Below are 25,863 nucleotides of genomic sequence, written 5' to 3'. Positions count from 1 at the left end.
GTACCGGCGACTCCTCACCATTTAGGGAGAGCGGTATCGACGGTCACCGGTTTCGCTCGGCCACCGCGCGGTGGAGGATGGATTCGAATTCGTCGGCGCGTCGTACGACGTCGAATTCAGTCAGCGCGAAGGTGCGCGCGGCGGTGCCCATCCGGACCCGTGCTCCCGCATCGTCATACAATTGTTCGGCGACCTTGAGCACGCGCCGATGGTCATCTGGGGGGACTACGTGGCCGGCGCGGCTGCGGCAGATCATCTCCGCGGCGTCGTTGTCGATCGGCATCACGCCAATTATCGGACGGCCTGCACACAGATAGCTCAGGACCTTTGACGGCACCGAATATCGGCCGGATTGATCGGTGAGCAGGGCGATGAGCACGTCGGCGGTGCCGAGCACTTCCGGGTGGACCTGATGCGGTTCGAGGCCGAGAAGGTGGATGTTGCGCACGTGCCTGGCAGCCGCCTGATTCCTGAGCCAGCTCTTCCCCGGGCCGTCGGCGGCGACGACGACCAGTTCGGCGCGCCCGGCGAAGCGGATCGCGAGCTCGAGTAACACCGTTGGGTTGTGCTTCAGCCCAAGGATGCCGCTGTACGCAAACACGAAGCGCCCCTCGAGATCATGGCGGCGCTCCCAGCCAGTCGGCCGTGCGAGTACCGGGATTTCGTCTGTATGGGCCCAATTGGGAATCACGGTGACGCGCTCATCGCGCACTCCCCACTTGAGCAATTGCGGCACGAGCGAGCTGGAGATCGACACGACTTGCTCGCTGGCGCGTAGGGTCCGTGCCTCGATCCGTTGCAGCGACCACGTAAGCGCGCTCGCGGCGGGTCCCGCGAGCGAGGTGACAACGTCGGCCGCGGCAGCGCTGTAGAGGTCCTGCACCCAAGCGACGCTCGGCACCCGGGCATGCCGGGCATACCAGCTCATCATCGCCTGCGACAGGAGCGGCGTATTGCACGAGATGATCACGTCGGGTTGCCAGTGCCTGATCAGTCGGCTCGCGCGCAGCCCGTACTCGACCTCCTGCGCGGCGCGCATCAACCATCGATACTTCGCGAACGTTCGCCGGTGCGAGAGCACTCCGAACGTCAGTGACGGGGGGTCGTCGGCACGCGCTATGAGACCGCCCTTCGCCGAGTCGAAAGTGGCGCAGTGCACGTGGTTCACGCGGTGGCCCCGTCGGGCGAGCTCCCGGCCGAGGCCAGCAGGGAAGGCGTGGCCGGCATGATCGTGGAGCAGGATTCTCATGGAATGGCGGCGATCATAGGAAAGCCCTGGCCACCACGAACGCCTCGGCGTACGTGGTGCCGCTCTGCACGCCGCGCTCACGAAGGTGCCGTTCGAGGTCTTCGGGCCGTCGTCCGGGATCCTGCTCGGTCCGATAGACCGCCATCGCATCGAGCTTGCGGCGAGCTTGGGACTCGTCGATGTCGACGAACAATCCGGGGTTGAACGCACTGGCGAACGCCTGATCTGTCGAGGTGCGCACCTCCATGAGCAGCACCGTACGTCGGAGTCGGAACGGACGCGTAGCGATCTCCACCGCACGCGAGACCTGCTGGTGGACCTGGTGGACGTCGCCGGGCCAGTGCGTGATGACGACATCCGACCAGGCGACCTGTTCGGCGACAAGCTCGTGGAGCCGTTTCAGGTCGGTCTCGGCCTGCTCTTCGGAAAGCGTGTTCGGTGACACGTGTGCTTCGACACCGAGGATGGCTGCAGCATCATGGAATTGACCGACGATCTCGTCCCAGTGCTCGCGACCTCGCGGATCGGTCCGGTGGACCGGGAGCAGGATGCGCACGTCCGCGCCAAGGTCGACGGCCTTTGCCAACGTGGCGCCGCAGCCCAGGACCTCGTCGTCGGGATGCCCTACAACGCAGAGCACGCGGCCGGTTAAGGCGACCACGTGCCGTCGAACGGGTGGGCGAGACCATGGAACGACAGCGCAGCGTCGACCGTGTGACTGTCGAGCGCGCCGTACCACGCCAACGTGGTGCCGAACGCGACGTCCCAGTCGGTCAGTTGGGTCGGGCCGAGCAGTTTCTCGAGGGTGTGGGGTTCAGCGACGGCCTGGCGCGTCGTGCGCACCTCGCCCTTGCGCATTGGAACATGTTGGATACCAGCCATGTTGCCGAAGTACGCATTGGTCCGTTCGGCCAGCTCGTTGACGCTCATGGCGACGCCCGAGCCACAGTCGACGGCGTGGTCAACGAACCCGACATCGAGAAAGTCAACGGTAATCCGCGCTGCATCGCCGACATAGAGCATGTCGATCAGCTGCTCGCCGTCACCGAATACCTGGATCGGCAGTCCTCGCATGGCCTGGATTGCGAACGTCGGCAGCACCTTTCGCACCGGGTAGAGCTTCTGTGCCGGTCCGAACAGATTGAGGTAACGCAGCGAACAGATCCGCGTCGGGTGTTGCTGGCTCAGAAGCCGTCCGATCTGCTCGGCCGCATGTTTGGTGATGGTGTACGCGTTTAGCCAGATGTGGACCTTCGAGGCGAAGAAGACCCGCGGGACATGCTGCGCGATCGCTGCCTCGAACACGTTGAGGGAGCCGATGATATTGGTGGTAATCGACTGGTGGAGCTGGTCGTCGAGTTCTGAGGTGCCGAGTTGGCCGGCGAGGTGGTACACCTCATCGGCACCGTCGACCACAGCGTCGAGCGAAGCACGATCGGTGATGTCGATGATCACCGGTCGCACGTTGTCGTGCTCGCCGTGGTCGGGTCTCTTACGGTCGCACGCGACGACCGAGCGTCCACGGGAGCAGAGCTCGTCGACGAGTGCGCGTCCGAGGAAGCCGCTGCTACCGATCACCACCGCGACAGGTGCGGCCAGTTCGCTCACATCTCTGTCCTCCGGTTGGTCGGATATGCGTTGCTCGGCGAATGATGCACCGCACGGAACGAGAGTGCAGGCCCCCCAAGGCGTCTCGTCGGTCGACCACCTTGCCCCTGTGATCCCACGCGTATGACTGGTCGACAGATCGTACGCAATGCGAACGCCCCGGTTGGGGCTCGTTTGCGGCCCGCAACGACCGTACTCATTTACATCGCCCCCCTGCGGGCGAGGACCGCCCATGGTGTTCGGGCGAGGATATAAAGGTCGAGTCGGAGCGAGTGTTTTTGCACGTACCGTACGTCGAGCTGTTGGAGTCCGACCAAGTCGTTGGCGCTGCGTCCCTGGACCTGCCACAAGCCTGAGATTCCGGGCTTCACAGCGCGGCGCACGTTGAGGAACGACGGTGGCAGATGATGCAGCAGGTCGGTCGGCATTGGTCGTGGGCCGACGAGGCTCATGTCACCTCGTGCGACGTTCACGAGTTGGGGTAGCTCGTCGATGCTCCACCGTCGCAATGTCCGTCCGACGCGTCCTAGGACACGAGGGTCGTCTCGCAGCCTGAGGTATCGGTTCCACTCCGTCGCGGCTGCGTCATCGTCTGCGAGCAGGGCGGCGAGCCGTGTATCGGCGTCGCGGTACATCGTCCTGAGCTTCAAGAGGCGGAAGGGGTCGCCGCAGAGACCGTCGCGTTCTTGTACGAAGATCACGGGCCAGCCGTCGATCGCAATGATGGCCGCCGACGCCAGAACCATTAGCGGGAGGGTCACCATCAACAGTACGGCGGAGGCCACCACGTCGACTGCGCGTTTCATCCTTCGTTGGAAACCGACGTCGTGTCCGATGGCTGACGCCAGGCTGAGCCTGTGTCTCGCCCGCCGCGATCGCGACTCCGGCGCAACGGCTGCGGCACCGCTAACCCGCCCGGCACAAGAACAATCACTCATCACAGCAACCTGCGCCCTTAGGCAGACAACCCAGACGTGAACCGTCTCGAGTGATAGAAAAGCACGGTTTAGGGGAAGCCGCAGGCCGATCCTGGGAAATCTCTGGCAATTGCCTGCGCATTTCGAAGACAGCGGCATCGCGAGAGTGGACCTCCTGAACGCAGGGGCCGGAACTGATTGTGAAATAACGGCGTAAGTGTCCTGGTCGCGGTCCTCGGGAGATCCGAGCACAACTGCGTCGCTGACCCCGTCGCCGTCTCAGCCGCGAACGACGACGGCGCTGTCGGCAGGTTCGAGATGTCGGGGATTGCGAGGTCGCGCTCGTGGCTGCACGACACGAAGTGCGCGGCAAGGGGTTTGGTCGGCTGCGAACGCAATTGTCAGCCGTCGCCATCCGCGGATCGGCGCGACCAAGAAGCCGCTGTCCCCAAGACGCAGGTGGGTCATTCGCCCCGCATATTCACCGCGCTGGCCTTCGCCTCAGCGGTCGCAGTGGCTAGCAGGCGAGCGGTGCCGCGCTGAACCAGGAACGGCAAAGAGCCCCGGAGTTCTCCGGGGCCCTTCTACCTACTGTGCGCCGTCAGGGTTTCGAACCCCGGACCCGCTGATTAAGAGTCAGCTGCTCTACCAACTGAGCTAACGGCGCGTAACCGCGTCAGCGACAATAACAAACTCCGCTGCCGAACATGAAATTCCGCTGCTGGCCAGCGCCGAGCCGCTGACCTGTGTAGTCGCCACTATCGCCGGCGTTCCCTTAGAATATTGCCAATCATCCCCAGCGTTTGCACAGCTAGTGAGACAGAGAGCGATATGAGGCAGGCCGGCTCGGCACACCGTCCGCGGTCGCGGCGTTGGCTGGCCGCGCTCGCGATCGTTCCGGCCTTGCTGCTCGGGTCCAGCGCGTGCGGCAGCGAACCGGCGGGGCCCCCGCCCGTCAAGGTCATCGCCGATAAGGGGACGCCCTACGGCGACCTGCTGATTCCCCAGCTCACGGCGTCGGTCAAGGACGGTGCGGTCGACGTGCCGCTCGACCGCCCAGTGACGGTCACCGCCACCAGCGGGGTGCTCGGATCGGTCACGATGGTCAACGCCGCCGGCAATCAGGTCGAGGGCAAGCTCAGCCCCGATGGCGTGACATGGGCGACCAGCGAGACGCTGGGCTACAACAAGAGCTACACGCTCACCGCCCAGTCGCTGGGCCTCGGCGGCGTGACGGCCGAGAAGATCACCTTCGAGACGCAGTCGCCCGAGAACCTGACCATGCCGTACCTGCTGCCCGGTGACGGCGAGGTTGTCGGTATCGGCCAGCCCATCGCGGTGCGCTTCGACGAGAACATCCCCAACCGGCTGGCTGCCGAGCGCGCGATGAAGGTGACCACCAATCCGCCCGTCGAGGGCGCCTTCTACTGGCTCAACAACCGCGAGGTGCGCTGGCGCCCGCAGAACTACTGGAAGCCGGGCACCACCGTCGACGTGGCGGTGAACACCTACGGTGTCGATCTCGGTGACGGGCTGTTCGGTCAGCAGAATCTGACGTCGCACTTCACCATCGGCGACGAGGTGATCGCGACCGCCGATGACGACACCAAGACGCTGACCGTCCGGCGCAACGGTGTGGTGGAGCGGACCATCCCGGTCTCGATGGGGAAGAACAGCACACCGACCAACAACGGTGTCTACGTCATCGGCGACCGGTTCTCCCACCTGATCATGGATTCGTCGACATACGGCGTTCCGTCCAACTCGCCCAACGGATATCGCACCGAGGTCGACTGGGCCACCCAGATGTCCTACAGCGGTATCTACGTTCATTCCGCGCCGTGGTCGGTCGGCGCGCAGGGCTACTCCAACACCAGCCACGGCTGCCTGAACGCCAGCCCGAGCAACGCGCAGTGGTTCTACAACAACACCAAGCGCGGCGACATCGTCGAGGTCCACAACACCGTCGGCTCAACGCTTCCGGGAACGGAAGGCCTCGGCGACTGGAACATTCCCTGGCCGCAGTGGAAAGCGGGCAACGCCAACGCCTAGAGTCGCGACCGTGTTGATCGCCCTCGAAGAGCACTACGCATGGGACCCGGTCAGTGCCGACAATGTCGTCGGCACCTGGCTCGAAACCCACAATGTCACCGCACACCAACGGCTCTACGACCGCGGCCCGCTGCGGCTGGAGCAGATGGATGCCGCCGGAATCGATTTCCAGATCCTGTCGCTGTTCGATCCCGGCGTCCAGGACGATGACGACACCGCCCGCGCGGTAGACCACGCGCGGCGCGCCAACGACGACCTCGCCGAGACGGTACGGGCCACCCCGGACCGGTTCGGTGGCTTCGCCACCCTGGCCACTCAGGATCCCGACGCCGCGGCCGCCGAACTGGAACGGGCGGTGCGCGATCTCGGTCTGGTCGGCGGCCTGATCAACGGGCACACCCACGGCCGGTATCTCGACGATCCCGCGTACCTCGGGTTGTTCGACTGCGCGCAGCGACTCGGCGTGCCGATCTACCTGCATCCGACCACGCCGCACCCGGCCGTGATGGAGGCCTGGTTCGCCCCGTACGTGAAAGATGGCCTGCACCTTGCCTCGTGGGGCTTCGCCGCCGAAACCGGCACGCACGTGCTGCGGCTGATCTACTCCGGACTATTCGACAAGTTCCCCCGGTTGCAGATGATCCTTGGCCACTTGGGCGAGATGCTGCCGTACGCGGCCTACCGCATCGACCGCTACTACGGACTCGGTGGCGGCGGCGCTGACGGCGGGGGATTGTCCCGGCTGCCATCGGAGTATCTGCGCGACAACTTCTACATCACGACGAGCGGCAACTTCAACCCGATCGCGTTTGGCTGCGCCTTGGACGTGATGGGTCCTGAGCGGCTGATGTTCTCGGTGGACTACCCGATGGACGACAACGTGACCGGCGCTGAGTTTCTCAGGGACCTGCAGGTGGACGACGACGTCCGGCACAAGGTGGCCGGCGAGAACGCGCTGAGGTTGTTCGGGGACAAGATCCCGCGACGGTGAGGCCTACGCCGACCGCTTGGTGATGACGTGCAGGCCGGTCGCCGCAAGAGCGCTGCGCGCCCGGACCTCAGCGGCGGACGGCAGGCCTTCGCGGCGCCAACGCTCGCACTCACGCTGAACGTCGGCCAGCTCTTCGGTCAGTGAGGCGTGCACGGCCGTCAGCGTCACCCGTCCTCGGGCCTCGGCTGAGTGGCGGTAGGTGGATGCCATCACGCTGGACAGTGCCTGCCGAACGCCGAGGACGATCAGCATGGCGGGGTGGGTGTCGGGCAGGGGATCGGAGGCGACGGCACCGTCCCAGATGTCCCAGGCTTGCTCGCAATAGGCCACCGGCTCGTCGGCATCGATGGCGTCGATCGCGGAAACGAAGGCGTCGAGGCGGTCCACCCAGATGCCCGGGCTAACAGCTCCGTCAAATTCTGTCAGTAGCCGAACGCTCATGTCCGTACGTCCCTTCCGCGATTGCGTCCCCCCGAACGCCAAGCCCCTGTGCTGCGGTTTTCCGCCAGGTACCTCCCTGTACCCGCTAGGCGGCAAGTTCAACCGGAAGGGTTTGCTGCGCGAACAGTGAGTTGCGTTACAGCATCCGAGGCGGCCTATTCGAAAGTTCGCACGAAGGAGAGCACGCGTGTCGAGAAATGCGGCGGCATCCACGGCTTATCCAGGGAGCCGGGCGCGGAGTGCAGGGCGTCCAAGCCTTTCTGGCCCCCGAATCGCGCAATCAGTTCTTTGACGGCCGCAACGTCGTCGGCCACGTTCGGATACAGGATCGCGTCGAGGTGCCCCTGCAGTGAATTCACCTTGGGCTGAATCGCTTTGATCATGTCGAGCACACTGGGGTCGCCGGCCATCACGGCCAGCTCACCGGGAGCGAGCCACTTCTTCTTGGACTTGGCCATGTAATCGCGATCCATCCGGACGTCCACGTCCGATTCGCCGTACCGCCGCGCGGTGAAGTGATACTTCACGGCGGCATGGTCGCCGCTCTGTAGTGGCTCGTGCAGTTCGTCCAACCATCGGTACTCAAACGAGGACCGCCTGACATCGTCGAACAGTGTTTCCACCGCCTTGGCCCGCGGGCTGCCGTAACCGAAGGTCCTCGCCGCGGTCTTGATCGATTGTTCGCGGTGGTTCTGCAAGGCGCCGGTGACCGAGACCAACGCTGACTCGATCTTGGTCTTGCGCTCGGCCATCACGGTCTCATCGAACGTGGAACCTCGGCTGGCCTGCAGATCCAGGACGATCTCGTGCACGACGTCCGAGAGGGTGTCGCTCTCATCGGTGATGCGCTGCAACGACTCTCGGTTCAGCATTCCTCGCAGCCGGTCGTAGGCTTCCCGGTACCGCCGGTTCTCGGTATCGGTGAGCGCGCACACTTTGTCGAACACAATTCCGGTGGCCGATATGGGCGCGGCGCCAGGCGTATTGGTCGCCTGCAGACTGGCCACCAACGTTGCACTCTGTGCCTTTATCTCCTCGGCGGCCGGCAAACCGTCGAGCAACCATTGGGCTGACTCCCGTCGCAGCGTGCCCAGGCAAGCCTTCAGCGACGCATGCACGGTCGAGAGTGTCTTGCGATCGCGGGCGTTGGCGGTGCGGTAGTAGTCGAGCGTCGACGCCGTCATGGCGTGTGCCACGGCCTGCAGGCCGCCGAGGGCCACGAGCACCGCGGGGCTGGTCTCAGGCGGGGGATCTGCGGCAACGGCGCTCTGCCAGATCTCCCAGGCCTCTGCGCAGAAGTCGAACGGATCGTCAGCGTCGATAGCGTCGAGCGCCAGTAGGTAGGCGTCGACCCTGTCGACCCAGACACCAAGACGCTCATCATCCCCAGCGAACCCTGCGGATCCGTTTTCGATCTGATCGCAATCCATGATTCAGCCCTCCCCAGCTAATCAATGCAATCTATTACTGGACGGTAACCTATGCCCAAATAATTGTCCCGCTTAAGTGGCGGAATCAGACAGAATCTTTACCATTTCGGTGCTTGTCCGACCGGAATCGGCGCCCGGAGGCGGTGGCGACGGAGGGAATCGAAGGTTTCCTCGCAGCTAGAGGCGGCCGACGGGGTAGGAACTCCCGGCTGGGGCATGAATCTGCGTCATGGCCGTCGCAGGGGAGCGGCAAGCTGTGGGTACAGTTATGGTGATACCGCTGGTAATGCCTACATCTACCTTCATGAAGCGTGATAAATAGGTCATTCAGCAAACAATTGGGCGTGCCATGGGAGCCCGCGGGCCCTGGGGTGTCGGTCGGCCCTTCGCGTTCGCGTGTGAAATTATTGACGCATGCGTAACGCGGGATCAATGGACCTGATAGCACTCGCCCGCGCCCGTCAGGCCCTCCTGCGGGTGGGCATCGTCTTGATCATGGTCGGCGCGATGATCGTCGGGACCGCGCCGGGTGACTGGCTCGCGCAATGCATGTGGATCGCGGCGTACGCCTCGGTTGCCGTCGGCGCGGCCGTTATCGCGCTCTCACCGGCAGGCAAGTTGATCTCGGGACCTCGATGGCGGGTCGCCACCGCGATCACCGATATTGTGGCGTTGTCCGGCTTTCACCTGCTGACTACGGGTGGCTACGTGCCGCTGCTGCTCGTCGGACTCCTTCCGCTGATGGTGATCGTCGAAGTGTCGTGGCGACGCGCCGCGGTCATCCTCGGTCTCAGCGTGGTGGCGTTCATCGGGACGCTGGTGGCAGATACCTCGATCCCCGCGCAGATCGGTTGGCCGGCGGCCTGGTTCCTGGTTGCGCTGTATGCCTACCTGTGTTGCGCGGCGTTTCTGGCGACCTATGTGCAGGCCCGCCAGATTGACGAAGTCACAACGCAGCGCACGGCCAACGAATACTTCGCCCATCTGGCCACGCACGACGCCCTGACCGGACTGCCCAACCGGGCATACGTGCTGGCCCGCATCTCGGATGCCGTCACCCGCGATGGCGGCGGCGCGTTGTCTGCCGCGCTGTTCATCGACCTCGATCGATTCAAAGACATCAACGACTCACTGGGGCACGAAGCCGGCGACACGGTGCTCCGGACGGCCGCCGAACGACTGCAGCGGGCAGTACGCCCCGATGACCTGGTCGCCCGTCTTGGCGGAGACGAATTTGTCGCGCTGCTGTTCGGGCCGACGACGAGCGACGTGCTGGACCACGTCTGCGAGCGCCTGCATGCCGCATTGGCTGCGCCGATTCGCATCGGCGATACCGCTGTGAACGTCACGGCCAGCATCGGTATCGCCCCGGTCGGTGAGCACGACGAGCGGGACGGCGCCGCCATCCTCAATGACGCCGATTTCGCGATGTACGCGGCGAAGGCGGTGGGCCGTGGCGAGAGCCGATATGCGAGCGGATTACCCGACGTCACCGAAGAACTACTCGACGTGAATTGAGATTGAAAAAGGTCAGGGGCCCAAAAGGGCCCCTGACCTGCTGGGTGGCTGACGGGACTCGAACCCGCGACAGCCAGGATCACAACCTGGTGCTCTACCAACTGAACTACAGCCACCATCGCTGGACACCGTCCTGGGGACGGCAGCAGCGTCGTCGATACTAGCCGTTGTCGGCCTCAACGGCCGAATCTGCGCCGCCGGGTCCGTCGATCTCCGCGGCCGCGTTCGCAATCTCGCTGGTAGACGGTCCCGGCAGGGGCACGAACGCGGTGCGCCGGTAGTACTTCAGCTCGCGGATCGACTCCTGAATGTCGGCAAGGGCCCGGTGTGCGAGTCCCTTTTCCGGCTGGCCGTAGTAGATCCGGGGATACCAGCGCCGGCACAGCTCCTTGATCGAGCTGACGTCGATCATCCGGTAGTGCAGGTAGTTGTCCAGCGTCGGCATGTCCCTGGCGATGAACCCGCGGTCGGTGGCGATCGAATTGCCGGCCAGCGGTGCGGTCTTGGCCTGCTTCACGTAGCCGCGGATGTAGTCCATGACGAGTGCTTCGGCGGCCGCGACGTCGATCGTCGACGCGCGGACCTCCTCGGTAAGCCCGGACCGGTGGTGCATCTGGGTGACCACCTCGACCATGCCGTCCAGCGCCTCGTTGTCCGCGTGGATCACCACGTCGATGCCGTCTCCGAGGACGTTGAGCTCGGCGTCGGTCACCAGGGCAGCGATCTCGATGAGCTTGTCGGTCCGCAGGTCGAGGCCGGTCATCTCGCAGTCGATCCACACCAATTCTTCACGCACAGCGCTCAACCCTAAGCCCAGAGGGCCAAGTAGTGTCGTAGCGGCCATCACGTGAGCAACAACGGAGGTCGGCCGATGACCAGCGAATCGACAGCGACTCCTGCCCAGCAGATCGCCGCCGGATACGCGAGCACGGGGGCGACGCTCGATCTCGGGTCGGTCGTGATCGACGGGGTGGCCGATCCCGCGTCGCAGGTCCGGATCCCGCTGGCCATGATGAACCGCCACGGCCTGGTCGCCGGCGCCACCGGCACCGGCAAGACCAAGACGCTGCAGGTGATCGCCGAACAGCTGTCCGCCGCCGGGGTGCCGGTGATGATGGCCGACGTCAAGGGCGACCTGTCCGGTCTGTCGCGGGCGGGGGAGTCCAGTGACCGCACGCTGCAGCGTGCCAAGGACACCGGCGACGACGGCTGGACCGGCGCGCCATTCCCCGTCGAGTTCCTGTCGCTGGGCACCGACGGCATCGGTGTCCCGGTGCGCGCCACAATCTCGGCGTTCGGGCCGATCTTGCTCTCAAAAGTATTGGGGCTCAACCCTACTCAGGAATCCACCCTCGGCTTGATCTTCCACTGGGCCGACCAGCAGGGCCTTCCGTTGCTCGACCTGAAGGATCTGCGCTCCGTCATCACCTACCTGACCAGTGATGAGGGCAAGGAGGTCCTGAAGACGATCGGCGGGGTGTCGCCCCAGACCGCGGGGGTCATCTTGCGGGCGCTGGTCAATCTTGAGGCCGAAGGTGGTGGCACGTTCTTCGGCGAGCCGGAACTCGACCCGGCCGATCTGCTGCGCGTCGACGCGCAGGGGCGCGGTGTGATCACCCTGCTCGAGCTGGGCGATCAGGCCGCCCGGCCGGTGATGTTCTCGACGTTCCTGATGTGGGTGCTGGCCGACCTGTTCACCTACCTGCCCGAGGTCGGTGACATCGACAAGCCCAAGCTGGTGTTCTTCTTCGACGAAGCCCACCTGCTGTTCGCGGATGCGTCCAAGGCGTTTCTGCAGCAGGTCGAGCAGACGGTCAAGCTGATCCGGTCCAAGGGGGTCGGTGTGTTCTTCTGCACCCAGCTGCCCACCGACGTGCCCAATGATGTGCTGTCCCAGCTGGGTGCACGCGTCCAGCACGCGTTGCGGGCGTTCACCCCTGACGATCAGAAGGCACTGTCCAAGACGGTGCGCACCTACCCCAAGACCGAATTCTATGACCTGGAAACGGATTTGACGTCGCTAGGCATCGGGGAGGCCATCGTCACGGTGCTCTCCGAACGTGGCGCGCCGACCCCGGTGGCGTGGACGCGGATGCGTCCGCCGCAGTCGTTGATGGACACCATCGGACCCGACGCCATCAAGGCCGCTGCCCAATCCAGTCCGCTGTTCGCCAAGTACGGCCAGACCGTCGACCGCGAGTCCGCCTACGAGAAACTCGCGACGAAGTTGGCCAAGCCACCTGAGGAGCCCGTCGATCTGCCACCGCTGATGCCGACCGGAATCGATCTGCCGCCCATGCCGAAGCCCGAAAAGGCCGAGCCCGGTGTGCTCGATCAGGTGATGAACAGCCCGGCGTTCAAGAGCGCGATGCGCTCGGCGGGCACGGTGATCGGCCGCGAGATCACCCGCAGCATTTTCGGCACGGGTCGCCGGAGGCGCTAGTTAGTCGCCGCCCAGCTTCTTGTAGACCAAACCGACGATCGGCGTGACAATGCTGCGCGGCGCGTACCCGGAGGCGACCGACATCGCCTTGGACGTCAACCCCGGCACGATCCGCATCTTGTTGCGCGCCAAGCCATCCAGTGACAGCTGCGCGGTGTGCTCCACCGAGATCCACAGAAAGTCCGGGATCAACTTGTCCACCAGTGAGGCGTCGGCAGGGTCGGGCACGTCGGTGCGCACCGGGCCGGGCGCCAGCACGGTCACATGCACGCCCGAGCCCTTCAGCTCGCCGCGCAGCGACTCGCTGAACGTGTTGGCGAACGCCTTGCTCGCCGCATAGGTGGCGTTGTTCGGGATCGGCGAGTTCCCGGCGGCGGATCCCGAAATCAGGATGCCGCCGGCCTTGCGGGCCAGCATCCCCGGCAGCACGGCCAGCACCAGATCGTGCACGCCCAACACGTTGAGCTGAACCTGCGCCTGTTCGGCGGCGGGGTCCAGCTTGGCCACCGGGCCGAACGTGGCCGTACCCGCGTTGGCGCACAGGATCGAGATCTCGCGGTCGGCCAGCTCGTCGGCCAAGGCGGTGCGCGCGGCAGGGTCGGCAAGATCCACCGGGCGCACCTCGACGATGACCCCGTAGCGCTCGGTGAGCCGCGCGGCCAGGTTGTGCAGCACGTCGGCGCGGCGTGCGGTGATGATCAGGTGGTGGCCGCGCGCGGCGAGTTCGGTGGCCAGCGCCTCGCCGATGCCTTGGGAGGCACCGGTGACGACGGCTCGGCTGTCCGGGGCGGGTGCGGGTACAGGCATGCGGCAAGCATATTGTGGCCCGCATGACCAGCCCCCCGCCGGTTGCCCAGACCGCCGGCCGGTCGAAAGTCTTGTTCTGGGCGTTGTGGGACTGCGGTTCCACCGGCATGAACGCCATCGTCACGACGTTCGTCTTCTCGGTGTACCTGACCAGCACGGTCGGCCAGGGCTTGGGCGGTGACACCTCACCGGCCAGCTGGCTCGGCCGATCCCTGGCCATCGCCGGCCTGACCGTCGCGGTGCTGGCTCCGCTCACCGGGGTGCTGGTTCAGGCGCCGCACCGGCGCCGCGCCGCGCTGACGCTGCTGACCGGGTTGGCGGTGCTGTCCACGGCGGCGATGAGCCTGATCCGGGCCGACCCGGCCTTCTTCGCGATGGGCCTGGTGCTGCTGGCATTAACCGCGGCATGCGGCGATCTGGCCAGCGTGCCCTACAACGCGATGCTGCGGCAGCTCACCACCCCGCAGAACTCCGGGCGCATCTCGGGGATCGGGGCGGCCGCAGGCTACTTCGGCAGCGTCGCGCTACTGATCGTCATCTATGTCGCGTTCATTGCCGGGGACGGCCCGCACCGCGGCTTGTTCGGTGTCTCGGTCACCGACGGGCAGAACGTGCGGGCGGCGATGGTGATGGCCGCAGTGTGGTTCGTCGTGCTCGCCCTGCCGCTGCTGATCACCGCGCACAGTTTCTCCCCGGCGGTCGACCCGGAGGCCCAGTCCGTCGGCCTGCTCGGCGGCTACCGACGGTTGTGGAACGACCTGCGCGACGAGTGGCGGCGCGACCGCAACCTGGTCTACTACCTGGTCGTCAGCGCGATCTTCCGGGACGGGATTGCCGGAGTGTTCGCGTTTGGCGCGGTGCTCGGCGTCAGTGTCTACGGAATCTCACCGGCCAACGTGCTGATCTTCGGCGTCATCGCCAGCACGATGGCCGCACTCGGCGCGGTCCTCGCGGGTCCCGTTGACGACCGGATCGGGGGCAAGCCCGTGATCGTCGCGTCGCTGACGGTGATGATCGCCGTCGGCCTGACCCTGCTGTCGCTCTCCGGACCCGTCGTGTTCTGGATCTGCGGGCTGCTGTTGGCGCTCTGCGTCGGACCCGTCACGACGTCGGCCCGCACGGTGCTCTTGCGCATGGTCAGCGAGGGCAAGGAGGCGGTCGCCTTCGGGCTCTACACCACCACCGGACGGGCGGCGTCGTTCCTCGCGCCGTGGCTGTTCTTCGTGTTCGTGGACGCGTTCCACGCCGACCGTGCCGGCCTGGGTGGGCTGTGCGTGGTGCTGATCGTGGGCCTGTTGGGCATGCTCCTGGTCAAGGTGCCCAACGACGGCCGCGCCTAGTTAACCGGCGCCGGTGCAGATCGTCAGGCCGCGGCCGGTGCGTTCCCGCACCTGTGTCCCGTTGACCGCAACGTTGCAGGTCACGTCACGCCCGACGTTGACAACAGCGACGCTGGCCGACGCACGTGCCGGCGCGGGCAGGCTGACTTCCTTGCTCCACGGCAGCATCACGTTGAACTCGGTCTGCATGATGCCGCCGGTATCGACGTAGGTGATGTTGATCGCCCTGCCGTCACCGGCGACGCTGTAGACGACCGTGTCGGTTCCCGTCGGACTGGTGGTGCCCCCACCGGGGACCGTCGGCGTGCCCGGAGTGGCGCTCGTCGTGGGCAGCGGGGGCAGCGTCGTCGTCGGTATCGAGGTGGACGCCCGGGGCGGTGTGGACGACGTGTCGGACAGCGGCGGCAGCGGTGCCACCACCGTCGTCTCCCTGGCCGAGCTGCTGACGATCACCAGAGCGATGACCAACCCCACCACGAGGAGCACCGCGACGCCCGCGAGGATCCACAACCATTTCGGCGATTTGGGCGGACCAGGCGGCGGCTGGGGCGGCTCGCCGGGCGGGTGAGCCCCGCCCTGGTGCCAGTACGACGGCAGCTGCTCGGTGGGTTGTGTGCCACCCTGGCCGTACCCTGGCGCGCCATAACCGGTTCCGTAGTACTGGCCGGCGTAAGCGGGATCGGTGTTCGGTGGAATCCCGCCCCCGGCCTGCGTCGGGTCAGACCACCCTGGTCGACGCGGATCGTTCATGCCCACCTCATGGTTGCCCAGGCTACCTGCGCGTGGCAGCCCCCGTGCGATCCCTGTTAGCTCTGCATGTGTTTACCACCGGTGAGGACCGTGGAACGTAATACCGAGTAACTGATAGTTGAGTGGAATGCGAGGCGGAGTGGAACCGGATGTTCGCGCGACCTATGGCGCATCGCTGTCGCCCGACGCGACGGCGTTCGCCCACATCGTCGACGACGGCGGATACCCGCGTGCCGTCCAGCGGTTTTTGCGGGGCTGGCGGGCCAGTTCGTCGCGCGACGTCGAACTGCCGGTGCACGGGCCGGTGACCAGGGTCATCCACTCCGCCGACGGTCACTGGCTGGCGTGCCAGGTCGCCCCGGCGGGCAGCAGCCGAAGTCAGATCTGGGTGGTCACCACCGACCCCGACGACCGGCTGGCCCGCCGTATCGACGGCATGGGCGAGGACGGTATGGCGGGCACCGCCGAGCTGATCGCCTGGGACGGCACCAAGGTCTGCGCGATCCTCACGGGTGAGGACGGTGTCGGCCAGTCCAGCCTGATTGACCCTGCCGACGGCGGCGTGACCGTATTGGATCGCCGGTCCGGCGGCCGACTCGTCGACGCCTGGGCCGGTTCGGCACTGATCCGGGTGGGTCCCCGGGGTTATCGCGAGCTGATCATGCGGACGGGCATGACTGAAATCGCTTTGCTACCTTCGGATCCCGGCTCATGTACCGATATGGGGGTGATCCTGGATGACCATCAGCCCCGGCGGCTGCGGTCGGGGCCTGACGGCGAGGACACCACGCTGTATCACCCGGCGTACACCTACGGCCCGGACGGCGCAGACGGCTACGTGCGCGCGCTGATCCGCAGCGATAACGGCGCGGCGCACAGTCGTCTCCTCGAAGTGACCGTCACTCCCGGCGGGGTGGCTTATCACGTGGTCGCCGAGCGTCCGGGCCACGACCTCGACGAGTTCGTGGTCAGCGACGATCTGTCGACCGTGGCTCTGCTATGGAACATCAACGGCTGCAGCGAGTTACAAATACTCGATCCTGCCGACATGACAATGAGCGAACCCATCCCGCTGCCCAACCTGGTCGCGGGCGAATTGTCCATCAGCGCAGGCGGATCGATGGTTGCCCTCACGGTTCAAGGCGCCGACCTGCCTCGCACCGTCGAACTCGTCGACCCCCGATCCCGGGAGTGGGAACGCATCGACCGCAAACCCAGCGTCGGCCCGACTTCTGCCCGCCCCCGATTTCACACGGTGATCGCGCGCGATGGTCGTTCGCTGTCCGGGTGGCTGTATTGCCCGCCGGCCGGTGTCGAGCAGACCGGCACGATGATCTATCTGCACGGCGGCCCGGAGGGGGAGGCCCGCCCCTCGCACAGCGAGATTTTCCCGGGGCTGCTTGACGAGGGAATCGCGGTGTTCACCCCGAACGTGCGAGGTTCGAGTGGTCACGGTCGCGAATTCGCTCATGCCGACGACAAAGACAAGCGATTCGCCGCCATCGACGACGTGGCCGACTGCGCCCGGTATCTCGCCATGCGAGGCCTGGCCGATCCAGGCCGGATCGCCTGCGCGGGTTGGTCTTACGGTGGCTATCTGACAATGGCGGCGCTGGCGTTCCATCCGGATCTGTTCGTCGCCGGCGTCAGCATCTGCGGGATGAGTGATCTGGGCACGTTTTACCGCAACACCGAAGCGTGGATCGCGGCGGAATCCTATCCGGAATACGGCCATCCGATCGCTGAGCGCGAGCTACTCGACGCGCTGTCACCGCTGCAACGAGTAGACGCGCTGGTCGCCCCGCTGTTGGTGGTGCACGGCGGCACCGACACCAACGTTCCGGTCAGCGAATCCGAGCAAATCGTCGAAGCATTGCGAAAACGCGGTCGCGCCGTGCGTTATCTGCTCTTCGAGGATGATGGGCACGAAATCGTCAAGCGCGAGAACCACGCCGCGCTGGCCCGTGCGGTGGCTGATTGGCTGGCCACGGCGTTTGACAGGCGTCAGGTTTAGGAAACTGTCGGATGGGTAAAACCTTGTGCGCCAACTGTTGCGGACGTTCAAGGAGGACACCATGCCTGGTCGGGGAATCCTAGGCGCGATTGTGATCGTGTGGCTTGTGATTGGAGTCTTCGCTACCTGGCAGCGCGGTTACTTCTCCAACAGCGAAGCCAACTGCGCCACCGCGGGGTCCATTGCCCTGACGGTGGTGGCGGGACCGCTCAACTACGCGGGAGTCAATCCCACCGTTGCGAGCTGCAACCTGCCGAAGCCTAGCCAGTAGCGACGAAAAGAGTTCAGTAAGTGACTATCTGGAGGAAGCAATGATCGTTCTCGGAGCAATCCTGCTCATCCTTGGGTTCGTTCTGAATATTCAGATTCTCTGGACCATCGGCGTCATCCTGCTCGTCGTCGGTGCGGTTCTGTGGCTGCTGGGCAGCGTCGGACGACCGGTCGGCGGCAGGCGGAACTGGTATTAACCAACGCCATCGCGGGCGTGATGGTCGGCCGATGACAACGCCGCCATCGTCATAGCCCGGAGGACATCGCGTGAACGCCCCTGGTCGGCCCCCTTGGCCGCCAGGGGCTTCATGCTGTGTGGGGTCGAGTTGAGCAGGCCGAACACCGCGTGTGCCATCAATCGGGCGTCGGCCTCATCGAGGTCGGGATGCGCTTCACGCTGCACGCCCACCCAGATCTCGACGTAGCTGCGCTGTGCACGCCGGACCTGACGCTGTGCCGAGATCGGCAGATGTGCCAGGTCACGGTCCTGGATACGGATGAGATCCGATTCGCCAAGGGCGAAGTCGAGGTGAAATTCAATCAGTCCGGTGAGTGCCGCGGCAGGCTCATCGGTCTCGGCGAGGACGGTGCGGGCCCCGGCCAGCAGCCTGGTGCTGATGCCGACCAGAAGCTCGACCAGGAGTGCTTCTTTGTTGGGGAAGTGCCGGTAGATCGCGGGGCCGCTCACCCCGGCCGCGGCGCCGATGTCCTCGAGCCGCACGGCCTGGAAGCCCCTCTCCGCCATCAATCGCTCCGCCGCGGCCAACAGGGCAGATCGGCGATCCGACTTCTGCCTGCTTCGGCGCGTGGGAGTGTCGATGGGGGGCCTCCGACAAGACGTCTGGACGTTTCGGTTAATCTTCACTAACGTTACACGAGTTAGTCGTCATTAACTCAATTCGATGGGACATCGACGATGACATCAGCCGCCGCCAACCGTGAGGCGCATCTGCAACTCGTCGAGCAGTTGCGCGGCAAGCTGGCCGCGGCAGCGCTCGGCGGGTCGGAACGCTCACGTGAGCGACACGTCGCGCGCGGCAAGCTGCTGCCGCGCGACCGAGTGGACGGATTGCTGGACCCCGGTAGTGCGCTGCTGGAGGTGGCCCCGCTGGCCGCCGACGGCATGTACGACGACGAATGTCCGGCCGCCGGGATCATCACCGGCATCGGCCGGGTCTCCGGGCGGGAATGCATGATCGTCGCAAACGATGCGACGGTCAAAGGCGGCACCTACTACCCGGTGACGGTCAAAAAGCATCTGCGCGCTCAGGAGATTGCGCTGCAGAACCGGCTGCCATGCCTCTACCTCGTCGACTCCGGCGGTGCGTTCCTGCCACGCCAGGACGAGGTCTTCCCCGACCGCGACCACTTCGGCCGGATCTTCTACAACCAGGCCACCATGAGCGCGGCGGGCATCCCGCAGATCGCCGCGGTACTGGGCTCCTGTACTGCCGGTGGCGCCTACGTTCCCGCGATGAGCGACGAGGCCATCATCGTGCGCAATCAGGGCACCATCTTCCTGGGCGGCCCGCCGCTGGTGAAGGCCGCCACCGGTGAGGTGGTGACCGCCGAGGAGCTCGGCGGCGGCGACCTGCATTCCAAAACCTCCGGTGTCACCGATCATCTGGCCCACGACGACCGCGATGCACTGCGCATCGTCCGACGCATCGTCGCCACGCTCGGGCCACGTGAAGCGCGGCCGTGGGATGTCCGGCCCGACGGCGACGCGATCGCCGACCAGCACGAGCTCTACGACGTCGTCCCGGTTGACGCCCGGGTGCCCTACGACGTGCGCGAGGTGATCACCCGCATCGTCGACGGCGGCGAATTCAGTGAATTCAAAGCCGAATACGGCACCACCCTGGTCACCGGATTCGCCCACATCCACGGTCATCCGGTCGGCATCGTCGCCAACAACGGCGTGCTGTTCGGTGAATCCGCGCTCAAGGGAGCGCATTTCATCGAACTGTGCGACAAGCGGATGGTGCCACTGCTCTTCCTGCAAAACATCACCGGCTTCATGGTCGGCCGCGACTACGAGGCCAGCGGCATCGCCAAGCACGGCGCCAAAATGGTGACGGCGGTGGCGTGTGCGCGGGTGCCCAAGCTGACCGTCGTGATCGGCGGATCGTACGGCGCCGGCAACTACTCCATGTGCGGGCGGGCCTATTCCCCACGGTTCCTGTGGATGTGGCCCAACGCCAGGATCTCGGTGATGGGCGGTGAGCAGGCGGCCTCGGTGCTGGCCACCGTGCGCGCAGAGATGACACCCGAGGAAGAAGAAGCCTTCAAGGCACCGATCCGCGCGCAGTACGAACATCAGGGCAATCCGTACTACTCGACCGCACGGCTGTGGGACGACGGCGTCATCGATCCCGCCGACACCAGAACTGTTCTGGGGCTGGCACTCTCGGTGACCGCCAACGCGCCCGTCGAGTCCGTGTCCTACGGCGTCTTCAGGATGTGACGATGTTTACTACTGTTCTGGTCGCCAACCGTGGCGAGATCGCGGTGCGCGTCATCCGCACGCTGAAGTCGATGGGCATCCGCTCGGTGGCCGTCTACAGCGACGCCGACGCCGGCGCCCGCCATGTCACCGAGGCCGACGTCGCCGTGCGCATCGGACCCCCGCCGGCCCGGCAGAGCTACCTCGACATCGACGCCGTGGTGAATGCGGCACTGCGCACCGGCGCGCAGGCCGTCCATCCGGGCTACGGCTTCCTTTCGGAGAACTCCGATTTCGCCGCGGCACTGGAACGCGCCGGGGTGGCATTCATCGGGCCGCCGTCGGGCGCGATTCGCACCATGGGCGACAAGATCGCCGCCAAGGCCACGGTGTCGGCGTTCGGGGTTCCGGTGGTGCCCGGCATCGCTCGCCCCGGACTGACGGACGCCGATCTCGTCGAGGCCGCCGGGGACATCGGATTCCCGATCCTCGTCAAACCGTCCGCGGGCGGTGGCGGAAAGGGCATGCGACGCGTCGACGACGCCGCCGAGCTGCCTGCCGCGCTGGCCGCGGCGCGACGTGAATCCGGTGCGGCGTTCGGTGACGACACCCTGTTCCTCGAGCGGTTCGTCCTGCGGCCCAGGCACATCGAGGTTCAGGTGCTTGCCGACACGTTCGGGACCGTCCTGCATTTCGGCGAGCGGGAGTGCAGTCTGCAGCGCCGCCATCAGAAGGTGATCGAGGAAGCGCCGTCCCCGCTGCTGGATCCCGCCACCCGCGCACGCATCGGTGCGGCCGCGTGCGACACCGCCCGCAGCGTCGACTACGTCGGCGCGGGCACCGTCGAATTCATAGTCTCCGCCGACCGGCCCGACGAGTTCTTCTTCATGGAGATGAACACCCGGCTGCAGGTCGAGCACCCGGTCACCGAGATGGTCACCGGACACGACCTCGTCGAGTGGCAGGTGCGCATCGCGGCGGGGGAGAAGCTGCCCCTCACCCAGGACGACATCGTGATGGACGGGCACGCGATCGAAGCCCGGGTATACGCCGAGGATCCGGCCGCAGGCTTCCTGCCCACCGGTGGTCCGGTGCTCGGCCTTCTCGAGCCGAGCGGTGCTGGAATCCGAGTGGATTCCGGCCTGTCGCAAGGCATGACGGTCGGCAGCGACTACGACCCGATGCTCTCGAAGGTGATCGCGTACGGCGAGGACCGCGCTGCCGCATTGCGCACGCTTGACCGTGCGCTAGCGCAGACCGCGGTACTGGGCGTCGGCACCAACATCGAATTCCTGCGGTTCCTGCTGGCCGACGACGACGTGGTGGCGGGCCGACTCGACACCGGCCTTATCGATCGCACCGTGTTCACGGGCGAGCCGGCCGGCGACCAGGCATTCATCGCCGCGGCGGCCTACCGCTGGCTGCAGCGCTGGCCGACCGTATCGGCTGATCTGTGGGATGTGCCGTCCGGCTGGCGGATCGGCGCGCACGCGCCGACTACCGTTCGCCTGCGTAACGGTGAACGCACCGACCACGTCCACATCACCGGAACACCGGCCGGTGCAATCGCCCGCATCGAAGACGGTGAAAGCTGTTCGCTGTCAGCCCAGTTAGACGACGAACTTGCCGTCACGGTCGACGGAATTCGCAGCACCTACACCGTAGCTGCCGACGGCCACCAGATCTGGCTGGCCGGTGCGGGCCGAACGGTGGTGCTGGATGAGGTTCGCGAAGCGCCCGTGCGCCCCGACGACGAGGTCGGCGGTGACGCCGAGCTCATCAGCCCGATGCCAGGATCGGTGGTGGCGGTGGGTGTTTCCGACGGTGACGAGGTCACCGCAGGCACCGTGGTCGTCGCCGTCGAGGCGATGAAGATGGAGCATTCGCTGACCGCGCCCGTCGACGGGGTCGTCGAATTGCATGTCGCCGTTGGCGATCAGGTCAAAGTGGGACAGCTGCTGGCCAAGGTCACCGCCACCCCGAAAAGTGAGAAGTAGAGAAGGTACGACATGACTGACTTCCTGTCCACGGGAACGCTTCCCGAGGAATACGAACAGCTCGCCAAGACCGTCCGTGACTTCGCGCGCGCCGTGGTCGCCCCGGTCGCCGCCGAACACGACGCGCAGCACACGTTCCCCTACGAGGTCGTGGCCGGGATGGCCGAGATGGGTCTATTCGGCCTGCCGTTCCCGGAGGAATACGGCGGCATGGGTGGCGACTACTTCGCCCTGTGCCTGGCGCTTGAGGAACTCGGCAAGGTCGACCAAAGCGTGGCGATCACGCTCGAGGCCGGGGTGTCGCTGGGTGCGATGCCGGTCTACCGGTTCGGCAACGAGGCGCAGAAGCAGGAATGGCTGCCGCAGTTGACCAGCGGGCAGGCCCTCGGCGCGTTCGGCCTCACCGAGGCCGGCGGCGGCACCGATGCGGGCGCCACCAAGACCACCGCGAAATTGGACGGGGCGAGCTGGGTTATTAATGGCTCCAAGCAATTCATCACCAACTCCGGCACCGACATCACCAAGCTGGTCACCGTCACCGCAGTCACTGGCGGCTCCGGCGAAAACCGGGAGATCTCCTCGATCCTGGTGCCGGTGCCGACCTCCGGCTTCACCGCCGAGCCCGCCTACAACAAGGTCGGCTGGAACGCCTCGGACACCCACCCGCTGACGTTCGAGGACGTCCGGGTGCCGGAGGAGAATCTCCTCGGCGAGCGTGGCCGCGGCTACGCCAACTTCCTGCGGATCCTCGATGAGGGGCGAATCGCTATCGCGGCCCTCTCGGTAGGGGCGGCCCAGGGTTGTGTCGACGAGAGCGTGAAGTATGCCGCCGAGCGTGCTGCGTTCGGCCAGCCGATCGGCAAGTTCCAGGCAATCGAGTTCAAGATCGCCCGGATGGAGGCCCGCGCCCATGTGGCTCGCACCGCCTACTACGACGCGGCGGCGCTGATGCTGGCAGGCAAGCCGTTCAAGAAGGAGGCGGCGATCGCGAAGATGATCGCCAGTGAGGCCGCCATGGACAATGCCCGTGACGCCACTCAGATTCACGGTGGCTACGGTTTCATGAACGAGTACCCGGTGGCTCGGCACTACCGGGACAGCAAGATCCTCGAGATCGGCGAAGGGACAACCGAAGTGCAGCTGATGATCATCGCCCGGCAGATGGGACTGTAGGTGAGCGAGTCCTCCGAGGAGAAGGTCGTCGTCCAACGCGGTTTGTGGTTCGAGGAGTTCGAGATCGGGGTGCGCTACGTGCACGCCCCCGGCCGCACGATCACCGAGGCCGACAACGTCTTCTTCACTACGCTGACGATGAACACCCAGGCGCTCCACCTCGATGCGGCGTTCTCCGACGCGCTGCCGCCGTTCAACCAGCGGCTGGTGAACTCCATGTTCACCCTGTCCACCATGGTGGGCCTTTCGGTCACACAGCTGACGCAGGGCACCATCGTCGGCAATCTCGGCTTCTCCGACATCGCCTTCCCCAAGCCGCTTTTCCACGGCGACACGATGTATGCCGAGACCGTCGTCACCGACAAGCGCGAGTCCAAGAGCCGGCCGGGCGAAGGGATCGTCACGTTCGCGCACACCGCGCGCAACCAGCACGGTGACATCGTCGCGACCGCCAGCCGCAAGACCATGGTGCGAAAGAAGCCCGCCTGATGGCACTCGACAACCCGGGACCCGCATGGCTGTTCTGCCCCGCAGATCGCCCTGAGCGATTCGAGAAGGCCGCTGCCGCAGCCGATGTCGTGATCCTGGATCTCGAGGACGGGGTGGCGGCCAAGGATCGAGAGGCTGCCCGCGAAGCGTTGCTGGCGACCCAGCTCGACCCCGGTCGCACGGTCGTCCGGGTCAACCCGTCGACCACACCCGATCATCCGCTCGACCTCGAAGCGCTGGCCCGCACGCCGTACACCACGGTCATGCTGGCCAAGACCGAATCGCGCGAGCAGGTGGCTGCACTGGCACCCCTGGATGTCGTGGTGCTGATCGAAACCCCGTTGGGCGCGCTCAATGTCGTCGACTCGACCCGGGCAGACAACGCATTCGCCGTCATGTGGGGCGCGGAGGACTTGTTCGCGGTTCTGGGCGGCACCGCCAATCGCTATCCCGACGGCTCCTACCGGGAAGTCGCACGGCACGTGCGGTCGCAGAGCTTGCTGGCCGCCAAGGCCTACGGCCGGCTGGCACTGGACTCGGTGTACCTCGACATCAAGAATCTGGACGGTCTGCGTGGCGAGGTCGACGACGCGGTGGCCGTTGGTTTCGACGCCAAAGTGGCCATCCACCCTAGCCAGATTGCGGTGATTAGGGAGGGCTACCTTCCCAGCGCTGAGCAGGTAGGTTGGGCGCGACACGTGCTTGAGGCGGCCCGCGATGAACGCGGTGTCTTCCAATTCGAGGGCATAATGGTGGATGCCCCGGTGCTTCGGCGAGCAGAGCGCATAGTCCAACTAGCGCCCGACCCCGGCCGCTAGCTGGAGCCTGCCACAACAGGTTTGCTCCGACCGCCCCTGCACCGGCAGAGGAGGCGGTTATGGATCAGCCGATTCAACTCATCGCGCCAGACGGAAGCGCGACTGCCGAGAGTCGATATCGTCGCGACCTGCCGGCAGAAACCCTCGTCTGGCTCTACGAGAACCTCGTTGTCACTCGGGATCTCGACGCCGAGTTCGTCAATCTGCAACGCCAGGGTGAGCTGGCGCTCTACGCCTCCTGCCGTGGCCAGGAGGCCGCGCAGATCGGTGCGGCGGCAGCCCTGCGCAAGACCGACTGGCTGTTCCCGCAGTTCCGTGAACTCGGTGTCTTCCTGGTCCGGGGCATCGCGCCCTCCCACGTGGCCGCCGTCTGGCGCGGCGCCTGGCATGGTGGCCTGGATTTCACCAGCAAGTGCTGCGCACCGATCGCCATTCCCATCGCTACCCACGCACCGCACGCCGTCGGCGCGGCGATGGCCGCCCAACGGCTGGGCGAAGATTCACTGACGGTGGCTTTCCTCGGTGACGGGGCCACCAGCGAAGGCGATTCGCACGAGGCGATGAACCTGGCCGCGGTCGAGAAGGCGCCGTGTGTGTTCTACATCCAGAACAACCAGTGGGCGATCTCGGTGCCGGCCAGCCGCCAGTACGCCGCACCCAGCATCGCCCACCGTGCAATCGGATACGGAATGCCCGGAATCAGGGTGGACGGCAACGACATTCTGGCCTGCTACGCGGTGATGGCCGAAGCCGCCGAACGAGCGCGGGCCGGTGACGGACCCACCCTCATCGAAGCGGTGACCTACCGGATGGAACCGCACACCACCTCCGATGACGCCACCCGGTATCGCACTGCCGCAGAACTCGCGGAGTGGTCCGCCCGCGATCCGATCAGCCGCTACCGCACCTATCTGCACCAGAACGGGCTCCTCACCGAGCGAGTCGAACAGCGGGTGCAAGCCCGCTCTGTGCGACTACGTACGGAGCTTCGCGACGCGGTGGTTGACGCCCCAGACCCGGATGTGGGTGAGCTGTTCGACCACGTCTACGCCGAGATCACCCCCGAGCTGTCCGCCCAGCGTGCGCAGTTGCGCGCCGAATTGGCTTAGG

24 protein-coding genes and 2 tRNA genes are annotated in these 25,863 nt (G+C 65.7%); 14 read left to right on the top strand and 12 right to left on the bottom strand.

Annotated features, from left to right (window positions below; genetic code table 11):
- Positions 1 to 43 precede the first annotated feature (43 nt).
- From SLQ31_RS24255 to SLQ31_RS24235, 5 genes are all read right to left on the bottom strand, one after another.
- Positions 44 to 1,249 carry a glycosyltransferase family 4 protein gene (locus SLQ31_RS24255; protein WP_319436686.1) on the bottom strand — a complete coding sequence of 402 codons (1,206 nt, stop codon included), beginning with the start codon at positions 1,247 to 1,249 and terminating at the stop codon, positions 44 to 46.
- A 13-nt stretch (positions 1,250 to 1,262) separates the two neighbouring features.
- Positions 1,263 to 1,889 (bottom strand): PIG-L deacetylase family protein, encoded by a 627-nt coding sequence (locus SLQ31_RS24250; protein WP_319436685.1) that lies wholly within the window; start codon positions 1,887 to 1,889, stop codon positions 1,263 to 1,265.
- Positions 1,890 to 1,897: 8 nt separating this feature from the next.
- Complete coding sequence (locus SLQ31_RS24245; protein WP_319436684.1) at positions 1,898 to 2,857, bottom strand: NAD(P)-dependent oxidoreductase; 960 nt, start codon at positions 2,855 to 2,857, stop codon at positions 1,898 to 1,900.
- A gap of 200 nt (positions 2,858 to 3,057) precedes the next feature.
- Positions 3,058 to 3,663: a sugar transferase gene (locus tag SLQ31_RS24240; RefSeq protein ID WP_319436683.1), complete on the bottom strand. Its 606-nt coding sequence runs from the start codon at positions 3,661 to 3,663 to the stop codon at positions 3,058 to 3,060.
- Positions 3,664 to 4,368: 705 nt separating this feature from the next.
- Positions 4,369 to 4,441: transfer RNA gene (locus tag SLQ31_RS24235), tRNA-Lys, on the bottom strand.
- A 164-nt stretch (positions 4,442 to 4,605) separates the two neighbouring features.
- On the opposite strand from SLQ31_RS24235, the gene SLQ31_RS24230 reads away from it, so the two are divergent.
- Positions 4,606 to 5,826: a L,D-transpeptidase gene (locus tag SLQ31_RS24230; protein ID WP_319436682.1), complete on the top strand. Its 1,221-nt coding sequence runs from the start codon at positions 4,606 to 4,608 to the stop codon at positions 5,824 to 5,826.
- Positions 5,827 to 5,836: 10 nt separating this feature from the next.
- Positions 5,837 to 6,817 (top strand): amidohydrolase family protein, encoded by a 981-nt coding sequence (locus tag SLQ31_RS24225; RefSeq protein WP_319436681.1) that lies wholly within the window; start codon positions 5,837 to 5,839, stop codon positions 6,815 to 6,817.
- Between the two features lie 3 nt (positions 6,818 to 6,820).
- Here the strand turns inward: SLQ31_RS24225 and SLQ31_RS24220 are convergent, their stop codons facing one another.
- Both SLQ31_RS24220 and SLQ31_RS24215 read right to left on the bottom strand, forming a co-directional pair.
- Positions 6,821 to 7,258, bottom strand: a complete 438-nt coding sequence (locus SLQ31_RS24220) for a hypothetical protein (protein WP_319436680.1) — start codon at positions 7,256 to 7,258, stop codon at positions 6,821 to 6,823.
- A 155-nt stretch (positions 7,259 to 7,413) separates the two neighbouring features.
- Positions 7,414 to 8,688: a hypothetical protein gene (locus tag SLQ31_RS24215; protein ID WP_319436679.1), complete on the bottom strand. Its 1,275-nt coding sequence runs from the start codon at positions 8,686 to 8,688 to the stop codon at positions 7,414 to 7,416.
- Positions 8,689 to 9,120: 432 nt separating this feature from the next.
- Here SLQ31_RS24215 and SLQ31_RS24210 point away from each other — a divergent pair, with 432 nt between their 5' ends.
- Entirely contained in the window at positions 9,121 to 10,206 is a 1,086-nt protein-coding gene (locus SLQ31_RS24210; protein ID WP_319436678.1) for a GGDEF domain-containing protein, read from the top strand.
- 43 nt (positions 10,207 to 10,249) lie between these two features.
- Here SLQ31_RS24210 and SLQ31_RS24205 read toward each other — a convergent pair.
- Together SLQ31_RS24205 and orn are read right to left on the bottom strand one after the other, a co-directional pair.
- Positions 10,250 to 10,322: transfer RNA gene (locus SLQ31_RS24205), tRNA-His, on the bottom strand.
- Between the two features lie 44 nt (positions 10,323 to 10,366).
- Positions 10,367 to 11,002, bottom strand: a complete 636-nt coding sequence (gene orn, locus SLQ31_RS24200) for an oligoribonuclease (RefSeq protein WP_319436677.1) — start codon at positions 11,000 to 11,002, stop codon at positions 10,367 to 10,369.
- Between the two features lie 75 nt (positions 11,003 to 11,077).
- Between orn and SLQ31_RS24195 the strand changes: the two genes are divergently transcribed.
- The gene (locus SLQ31_RS24195) at positions 11,078 to 12,649 is read left to right on the top strand and encodes a helicase HerA-like domain-containing protein (protein WP_319436676.1); all 1,572 of its coding nucleotides are present in this window, start codon (positions 11,078 to 11,080) and stop codon (positions 12,647 to 12,649) included.
- On the opposite strand, the gene cmrA is transcribed toward SLQ31_RS24195, so the two are convergent.
- Complete coding sequence (cmrA, locus tag SLQ31_RS24190; protein WP_319436675.1) at positions 12,650 to 13,456, bottom strand: mycolate reductase; 807 nt, start codon at positions 13,454 to 13,456, stop codon at positions 12,650 to 12,652.
- 23 nt (positions 13,457 to 13,479) lie between these two features.
- Between cmrA and SLQ31_RS24185 the strand changes: the two genes are divergently transcribed.
- Positions 13,480 to 14,796: an MFS transporter gene (locus SLQ31_RS24185; RefSeq protein ID WP_319436674.1), complete on the top strand. Its 1,317-nt coding sequence runs from the start codon at positions 13,480 to 13,482 to the stop codon at positions 14,794 to 14,796.
- On the opposite strand, the gene SLQ31_RS24180 is transcribed toward SLQ31_RS24185, so the two are convergent.
- Positions 14,797 to 15,546: an MmpS family transport accessory protein gene (locus SLQ31_RS24180; protein WP_319436673.1), complete on the bottom strand. Its 750-nt coding sequence runs from the start codon at positions 15,544 to 15,546 to the stop codon at positions 14,797 to 14,799.
- 127 nt (positions 15,547 to 15,673) lie between these two features.
- Here SLQ31_RS24180 and SLQ31_RS24175 point away from each other — a divergent pair, with 127 nt between their 5' ends.
- From SLQ31_RS24175 to SLQ31_RS24165, 3 genes are all read left to right on the top strand, one after another.
- The gene (locus SLQ31_RS24175) at positions 15,674 to 17,560 is read left to right on the top strand and encodes an alpha/beta hydrolase family protein (RefSeq protein ID WP_319436672.1); all 1,887 of its coding nucleotides are present in this window, start codon (positions 15,674 to 15,676) and stop codon (positions 17,558 to 17,560) included.
- Between the two features lie 61 nt (positions 17,561 to 17,621).
- Positions 17,622 to 17,831 carry a hypothetical protein gene (locus tag SLQ31_RS24170; protein ID WP_319436671.1) on the top strand — a complete coding sequence of 70 codons (210 nt, stop codon included), beginning with the start codon at positions 17,622 to 17,624 and terminating at the stop codon, positions 17,829 to 17,831.
- Between the two features lie 40 nt (positions 17,832 to 17,871).
- Positions 17,872 to 18,027 carry a DUF6131 family protein gene (locus SLQ31_RS24165; protein ID WP_108053704.1) on the top strand — a complete coding sequence of 52 codons (156 nt, stop codon included), beginning with the start codon at positions 17,872 to 17,874 and terminating at the stop codon, positions 18,025 to 18,027.
- Here SLQ31_RS24165 and SLQ31_RS24160 read toward each other — a convergent pair.
- On the bottom strand, positions 18,024 to 18,650 hold the full coding sequence (locus tag SLQ31_RS24160) for a TetR/AcrR family transcriptional regulator (protein WP_319436945.1): 627 nt from the start codon (positions 18,648 to 18,650) through the stop codon (positions 18,024 to 18,026). The genes SLQ31_RS24165 and SLQ31_RS24160 overlap by 4 nt on opposite strands.
- A 96-nt stretch (positions 18,651 to 18,746) precedes the next feature.
- Here SLQ31_RS24160 and SLQ31_RS24155 point away from each other — a divergent pair, with 96 nt between their 5' ends.
- From SLQ31_RS24155 to pdhA, 6 genes are read left to right on the top strand one after another with little or no spacing between them, the layout of a single operon-like run.
- The gene (locus SLQ31_RS24155; protein ID WP_319436670.1) at positions 18,747 to 20,297 is read left to right on the top strand and encodes a carboxyl transferase domain-containing protein; all 1,551 of its coding nucleotides are present in this window, start codon (positions 18,747 to 18,749) and stop codon (positions 20,295 to 20,297) included.
- A 2-nt stretch (positions 20,298 to 20,299) separates the two neighbouring features.
- Positions 20,300 to 22,273 carry an acetyl/propionyl/methylcrotonyl-CoA carboxylase subunit alpha gene (locus SLQ31_RS24150; RefSeq protein ID WP_319436669.1) on the top strand — a complete coding sequence of 658 codons (1,974 nt, stop codon included), beginning with the start codon at positions 20,300 to 20,302 and terminating at the stop codon, positions 22,271 to 22,273.
- A 12-nt stretch (positions 22,274 to 22,285) separates the two neighbouring features.
- Positions 22,286 to 23,446 carry an acyl-CoA dehydrogenase family protein gene (locus SLQ31_RS24145; protein ID WP_319436668.1) on the top strand — a complete coding sequence of 387 codons (1,161 nt, stop codon included), beginning with the start codon at positions 22,286 to 22,288 and terminating at the stop codon, positions 23,444 to 23,446.
- Positions 23,447 to 23,935, top strand: coding sequence for a MaoC family dehydratase (locus SLQ31_RS24140; protein WP_319436667.1), 489 nt, complete (start codon positions 23,447 to 23,449; stop codon positions 23,933 to 23,935). It abuts the gene before it with no gap.
- On the top strand, positions 23,935 to 24,753 hold the full coding sequence (locus SLQ31_RS24135; RefSeq protein WP_319436666.1) for a CoA ester lyase: 819 nt from the start codon (positions 23,935 to 23,937) through the stop codon (positions 24,751 to 24,753). Before SLQ31_RS24140 ends, SLQ31_RS24135 begins: the two co-directional genes overlap by 1 nt.
- A gap of 59 nt (positions 24,754 to 24,812) precedes the next feature.
- Complete coding sequence (gene pdhA, locus SLQ31_RS24130) at positions 24,813 to 25,862, top strand: pyruvate dehydrogenase (acetyl-transferring) E1 component subunit alpha (protein WP_319436665.1); 1,050 nt, start codon at positions 24,813 to 24,815, stop codon at positions 25,860 to 25,862.
- Position 25,863: the final 1 nt, after the last annotated feature.

It is taken from the genome of Mycobacterium sp. RTGN5 (assembly GCF_033804465.1).
Lineage (GTDB): Bacteria > Actinomycetota > Actinomycetes > Mycobacteriales > Mycobacteriaceae > Mycobacterium.
Note: the sequence above shows the minus strand (reverse complement) of the source record. Positions and strands in the feature narration are given on the sequence as shown.